The following is a 6,177-nucleotide window of genomic DNA, read 5'->3' on the forward strand; positions in this document are numbered from 1 at the left end:
CTGCCGTCGGCCAGGGTGACCCGCTGGCCGTCCACCTCGATCCAGCCGGTGCAGCGCACGTTCTGGGTCAGGCGGGTATAGTCCATGAAGGCGCGCGGCCCGTTGCGGCGGGTGAAGCGGGGCTCCTCGATGGGGAAGGTGCGGCCCTCGAAGACCAGCTCGGCGGCGATGCCCTCGGATGAGGCCACCGTCACCTTCAGCTTCTGCAGCGGCTCCAGAACCTCGATGGTGATGGGCCCGCAGGAGAGCTCCATCCGCTCGCTATTCAGCACGCGGGAGACGTGGAGGCAGTGCTGCACCCCGTCCCGCACAACGGAGAAATGAGCGTCGGCGATGTTGAGGTTGGGATAGACCCCGAAGGCGATGGCGAAGAACTCGGTCCCGTCCGGCTGGTAGCCGTTGAAGAAATAGCGGTCGTAAAAGTTCCGGTCGGTGCCCGAATAGGCGATGGGGTCGGGGGTCTGGTGGATCGGGAAATCGTCGGCCTTGGTGAGCATCAGGCATCCTCCGGAGCGCGTCTTATCGTTGTCGGTATTGCCGCCGCGCGTGTCAGGGCAGTATCAAGTGAACAAAGATAACAAGACAAGGGAGAGCGTCGATTGCTGCCCTCGCGTAAGCTTACGTAGGGGCGACAAGCGGCCGAGCGAAGATGAGCGCAGCCGACGTCCTGATTCCGCAATCCCAGGCCGCCAACCTGGTGGATCCCACGGCCTATGCCGATGGCCGGATCCACGAAACCTACGCCTGGCTGCGGGCCAACAACCCCTTCGGCAAGGCGCAGATCGAGGGCGTCGAGCCTTTCTGGGTGACGACCAAGCACGCCGACATCCTGGAGATCAGCCGCCAGAACGCGCTGTTCTCCAACGGTGAGAAGTCGCCGACCATGGTTAGCCTGGAGGCCGACGCCCGCATCCGCGCCATGACCGGCGGCAGCCCTCACCTGCTGCGCACCCTGATCCACATGGATCAGCCCGATCACATGAAGTACCGCGTCCTCACCCAGGCCTGGTTCCTGCCGCAGAACCTGCGCAGCATGGAGGACCGCATCCGCAAGATCGCGCGGGCCGCCGTGGACAAGATGGCCGCCCAGGGCGGGGAGTGCGACTTCATCTCCGAGGTGGCCCTGCACTATCCCCTGCACGTGATCATGGAGATCATGGGGGTGCCCGAGGCCGACGAGGCCCGCATGCTGATGCTGACCCAGGAGCTGTTCGGCGCCACCGACCCGGAGCTGAGCCGCAAGGGCGGCGAGGCCGAGCCCGACGATCCCAGCAAGATCGACATGAGCGTGCTGACCGACTTCATCAGCTACTTCACCCAGTTCTCGGAATCTAAGCGGGCCAACCCGAGCGACGATTTGGGTAGCCTGATCGCCAACTCCAAGATCGACGGCCAGCCGATCAGCCACTTCGAGGCGATGAGCTACTACATCATCGTCGCCACGGCGGGCCACGACACCACCTCGTCCTCCACCGCCGGCGCCATCTGGGGCCTGGCGGAGAACCCCAAGGAGCTGGCCAAGCTGCAGGCCGATCCGAAACTGATCCCCGGCCTGGTGGATGAAAGCATTCGCTGGATCACCCCGGTGAAGACCTTCATGCGCACCGCCATGGAGGACACCGAGATCGGCGGCCGCAAGCTCTCCAAGGGCGACTGGCTGATGCTCTGCTACGCCTCGGGCAACCGCGACGAGGCGGTGTTCGAGGACCCCAACGCCTTCCGAGTCGACCGCAGCCCCAACAAGCACCTGGCCTTCGGCTATGGCGCCCACCTTTGCCTGGGCCAGCACCTGGCCAAGATGGAGATGCGCATCCTGTGGGAGGAACTGATCCCGCGCCTGAAATCCCTGGAGCTGGCGGGCGTGCCGGCCATGTCCCAGGCGGTGTTCGTCAACGGGCCCAAGAAGCTGCCGATCCGGTTCGAGATGGCCTGAGTGAGCCACCCCCTCGAACCCCGTATCGCGGCCTACATCGCCACCCAGATGCTGGACGCCACCGACGTCACGGTCCGCGATCTCGCCCGCATCTCCGGCGGCGCCTCGCGGGAGACCTACCGTTTCGTGGGCGCCTGGAGGCAGGGCGGCCAGGCCCGCGAGCGCAAGCTGATCCTGCGCCGCGATCCGCCCGCCAGTCTGATCGACACCGAGCGCCGCATCGAGTTCGAGGCCTATCGCGCCTTCCATGGCACGAGCGTTCCGGCGCCGGAAATGCTGTGGTTGGAGGAAGGCGACGGGCCGCTGGACCACCCCTTCTTCATCGCCGAGGAGATCGCGGGTTTCCAGGCCAGCCCCGGCCTGCTGTGGAACGCCCCCTATCTCGACAGCCACGCCAGGCTGGCGCAGCGCAAGTGGAGCATCCTCGGCGAGATCGCCAAGGCAGACCCCGTCGCCAACGGCCTGGCGCAGGTCATGCCTGGAGTTGCGGCGGGCGACTGCTGGAACCGGGAACTCACCTATTGGGAAGACGTCCTCGACGACGATGAGGCCGAGCCCCTGCCGATCATCCGGGCGGCCATCCGGTGGCTGCGCGCCAATCCGCCGCCGCCGGCCCAGAAGGTCGGCGTGGTGCATGGCGACTACCGCACCGGCAACTTCCTGTACGACCCCGACGGGCAGATCCACGGCATCCTCGACTGGGAAATGGCCCACCTGGGCGACCCGCTGGAGGACCTGGGCTGGAGCCTCAATCCGATCTGGACCTTCGGCCGCCGCCTGGCCGGCGGACTGGTCCCCGACGCCCAGGCCATCGCCATCTGGGAGCAGGCCAGCGGCCTCGTGGCCGAACCGACCGCCCTGCACTGGTGGACCCTGTTCAACTGCGTGAAGGGCCAGGCGATCTGGGTCTCCAGCGCCCGCGCCTGGCTGGACGGCGGCAACCGCGAACCCATCATGGTCTACCCTGCCTGGGCCATGACCAACGCCCAGGACCGGGCGACGCTGCAAGTCATGGGGCGGCTATGATCCCGTCAGTTCCCGCCGTCCTCGTGGACCTGGCCGGCAAGGTGATGGCCAACGCCGCGCCCGATGTGAACCCCACTGACCGGGCTGGCACGCTGGGCCTCTCGGCCCTGTTGATGGGCCTGGCCGCCGAGGGCCTGGACAGCGCCGCCCATCACCTGGTGATGGAGAACCGCGCCTTCCGCGCGCTGCTGGCCAAGGGCGCGGCCTATGTCCCGCCGCCGGCCGAGCATGCGGAGGACGACTTCCGGCTCTCGGCCCTGGCCGCCGAGAACGGCCGGCTGCGCGCCGCCCTGATCCTCCTGCAGACCGCAGTCGAGGGCCGCGACGAGGTCATGAACGACGCCATCTGGTCCGAACTGCGAGCCTCCACCGAGCGGCGGAAGACGCAAGGCTCAGCAGTCTAGATCTTGCGGTCCTGCCAATAGGCGTCGCGCAGGACGCGCTTGTAGAGCTTGCCGGTGGGCAGGCGCGGCATCTCGGCGATGAAGTCGATGGAGCGCGGGGCCATGTAGCTGGCGAGCCTGGCCTTCGCGTAGGCCAGCAGTTCCTCGGCCAGTTCGTCACTGGGAGCATGGCCAGGGGCAGGCTCGATCACCGCCTTGACCGCCTCGCCCATCTCCGGGTGGGGGATGCCAAACACCGCCACGTCGGCCACCTTGGGGTGGGTCACCAGCAGGTCCTCGATGGCCTGGGGATAGATGTTCACCCCGCCCGAGATGATCATGAAGGCCTTGCGGTCGGTGAGGTAGAGGTAGCCGTCGGCGTCCAGGTAACCGACGTCGCCGAGCGCGTTCCAGTTGGGGTGCTGCGGGTGGCGGGCGTCGGCCGTCTTGCCCGGGTCGTTGTGGTATTCGAAGGTCGGCGTCTCGCGCTCGAAATAGACCAGGCCAGTCTCGCCGACGGGCAGCTCGACGCCGTTCTCGTCGCAGATGTGCAGGACGCCGAGCGCCGCGCGGCCCACCGAACCGGGGTGCTCGAGCCAGTCCTCCGAGGTGATGAAGGTCGAGCCAGAGCCCTCGGTGCCGGCGTAGTATTCGTAGAGGATCGGTCCCCACCATCCGATCATCTGGCGCTTCACCTCCACCGGGCAGGGGGCGGCGGCGTGGATGGCGACCTGGTGGCTGGAGAGGTCGTAGCGGTCGCGTACCTCCTGCGGCAGCTTCATCATGCGCACGAACATGGTGGGCACCCACTGGCTGTGGGTGACCTTGTATTTCTCAATCAATTGAAGCGCCTGCTCGGCGTCGAAGCGCTCCATCATCACCACTGTGCCGCCGAAGGACTGCACGCTGAGCACATAGGCGAGCGGGGCGGCGTGATAGAGCGGGGCGGGCGACAGGTAGACGCTGTCGGGGGTCAGGCCGTAGCGGTTGGCCACCTGGCGGGTGGTGAACCCCTCGGAGGGCGTGATTTGCGGCAGGGGCCTAAGGATCCCCTTGGGTCGGCCGGTGGTGCCCGACGAATAGAGCATGGAGTCGCCCATCCACTCCTGCGCCAGCGGCTCAGGCGAGGCGCTGGCCAGGGCGTCTTCGTAGGACTCCCAGCCGGGGATCACGCCGCCGACCATCAGGCGGATCGGGCAGTTGGGGATCAGGTCGGCCAGGGCCTGGGCGGTCTCGCGTTTCTCGTAGGAGGTGATCAGGGCCTTGGCCCCGCAGTCGCCGATGATGTAGGCGGCCTCGTCCGGGGGCAGGTAGCGGTTGATGGTGGTGACATAGAGCCCCGACCGGAACCCCGCCCAGACCGGGTCCATGAAGGCCAGGTTGTTCTCCATCAGCACGGCGATGTGGTCGCCCCGGCCCACGCCCTGGGCGCGGAGGAACTGGGCCATGCGGTTGGACCGCTCGTCGAGCTGGCGGTAGGTCACCACCGCCCCGGTCTCGGCGGAGATCATGGCCGGCTTGTCGGGAGTCAGCCGGGCGTGGTCGGGCAGGTACATGGTCTTGGGCTCCCCATGCGGTCCGTCTCGCGCGGGCCGTCCAGGGGGTGACGATGGGGCCGGAACCCTTGGCAGGCAAGGGCTAGGGCAGGGTCACCGGGGTCAGGAAGGTGCGGTCCTCGCGCAGGATGAAGCGATGCTGCTGGGCGGTGGCGAAGTTGGCGGCGCCGGCCGGGTCGGTGCGCAGGCGGGCGCGGTAGGCCTCGTAGGCGGCCAGGTTATCGAAGGAAATCAGGGCGTGGGCGACGTCGTTGGTCCCCTCGTGCGGCAGCCAGTAGCCGATCAGGTCGCCGCCGCAGGCCGGGATGATGGTCAGCCAGGCCTGGGCGTAGGCCTCGAAGGCGTCGCGCTGGAAGGGGTCGATGACGTAGCGGATGTGGCAGGTGATCACGTGTCGGTCTCCACGGAGGGTAGATAAGGCCCCTCTCATAGGCCGCGGCGGGACCGGCATGTTTTGATGGCGATCGAATTGTCGTGGTGGGTGTCCGGGGCTAGGCTGGCCCTATGAAACACGGTCCCGACATCGCCCGGATCGCGGCCCTGCTGGGGGACCCGGCGCGGGCCAACATGATGACCGCGCTGATCGGTGGGCAGGCGCTGACGGCCGGCGAACTGGCCCGCGAGGCCGGTATCTCGGCCTCCACCGCCAGCTCGCACCTGGCCAAGCTGACCGATGATGGCCTGTTAGTGAGGGTCCGACAGTCACGCAGTGTCTATTACGCCCTGGCCGGGGAGGACGTGGCGGCGCTGCTGGAGACCCTGATGGGCCTGGCCACGCGGACCGGCCACCTGCGCACCCGCCCCGGACCCAAGGAGCCCGCCCTGCGCCGCGCCCGGGTCTGCTACGACCACCTGGCGGGCGAGCTGGCGGTCACCATGCTGGACAGTCTGATCGCGCGCGGGGTGATCGAGGACCGCGACGGGGCGTTGAGCCTGGGGCCTGACACCGGTTTCCTGCGCGCCTTCGGGATCGAGGCCGAGGCCCTGCCGCGCGGCCGCCGCCCGGTCTGCAAGGCCTGCCTGGACTGGAGCGAGCGCCGCAGCCACCTGGCCGGGTCCCTGGGCGCGGCGGTGCTGACCCGGATCTACGAACTGGGCTGGGCGCGGCGAACCAAGGGCGCCCGGCTGGTGACCTTCAGCGCGCCGGGTCTGGCGGCGTTCGAGGGCTGGTTGGGCTCGGCCTAGAACTCTTCCCAGCCTTCGCTCTGGGCGGCGGGTTCGAGCTTGCGGGCGGTGGCCGCGCCACTGGTGGCGGCGCCGCTGGGGGCAGGGGCTGCGA

6 protein-coding genes and 1 pseudogene are annotated in these 6,177 nt (G+C 68.2%); 4 read left to right on the forward strand and 3 right to left on the reverse strand.

Translation table 11 applies throughout. The annotated features are described in order from the left end of the window. Positions 1-500 (reverse strand): annotated as a pseudogene (locus AAC997_RS17845) (hypothetical protein); the annotation flags it as partial. Between the two features lie 149 nt (positions 501-649). On the opposite strand from AAC997_RS17845, the gene AAC997_RS17850 reads away from it, so the two are divergent. The 3 genes from AAC997_RS17850 to AAC997_RS17860 are packed head-to-tail and all read left to right on the forward strand — an operon-like array spanning position 650 to position 3,363. Beyond that, complete coding sequence (locus tag AAC997_RS17850; RefSeq protein ID WP_340647053.1) at positions 650-1,933, forward strand: cytochrome P450; 1,284 nt, start codon at positions 650-652, stop codon at positions 1,931-1,933. Further along, positions 1,934-2,959, forward strand: coding sequence for a phosphotransferase family protein (locus AAC997_RS17855; RefSeq protein ID WP_340647054.1), 1,026 nt, complete (start codon positions 1,934-1,936; stop codon positions 2,957-2,959). Beyond that, positions 2,956-3,363 (forward strand): hypothetical protein, encoded by a 408-nt coding sequence (locus AAC997_RS17860; RefSeq protein ID WP_340647055.1) that lies wholly within the window; start codon positions 2,956-2,958, stop codon positions 3,361-3,363. The genes AAC997_RS17855 and AAC997_RS17860 overlap by 4 nt, the downstream gene beginning before the upstream one ends. Here AAC997_RS17860 and AAC997_RS17865 read toward each other — a convergent pair. Both AAC997_RS17865 and AAC997_RS17870 read right to left on the reverse strand, forming a co-directional pair. Further along, a complete protein-coding gene (locus AAC997_RS17865) occupies positions 3,360-4,898 on the reverse strand; it encodes an acyl-CoA synthetase (RefSeq protein WP_340647056.1) in 1,539 nt (512 codons plus the stop codon). The two genes, AAC997_RS17860 and AAC997_RS17865, sit on opposite strands and share 4 nt — an antisense overlap. 82 nt (positions 4,899-4,980) lie before the next feature. Next, positions 4,981-5,289 (reverse strand): NIPSNAP family protein, encoded by a 309-nt coding sequence (locus AAC997_RS17870; RefSeq protein WP_340647057.1) that lies wholly within the window; start codon positions 5,287-5,289, stop codon positions 4,981-4,983. A gap of 113 nt (positions 5,290-5,402) precedes the next feature. Here AAC997_RS17870 and AAC997_RS17875 point away from each other — a divergent pair, with 113 nt between their 5' ends. Next, complete coding sequence (locus tag AAC997_RS17875; RefSeq protein WP_340647058.1) at positions 5,403-6,083, forward strand: metalloregulator ArsR/SmtB family transcription factor; 681 nt, start codon at positions 5,403-5,405, stop codon at positions 6,081-6,083. The last annotated feature ends 94 nt before the right edge of the window (positions 6,084-6,177 follow it).

Source organism: Phenylobacterium sp. (assembly GCF_037968635.1).
In the GTDB taxonomy this organism is placed as follows: domain Bacteria; phylum Pseudomonadota; class Alphaproteobacteria; order Caulobacterales; family Caulobacteraceae; genus Phenylobacterium.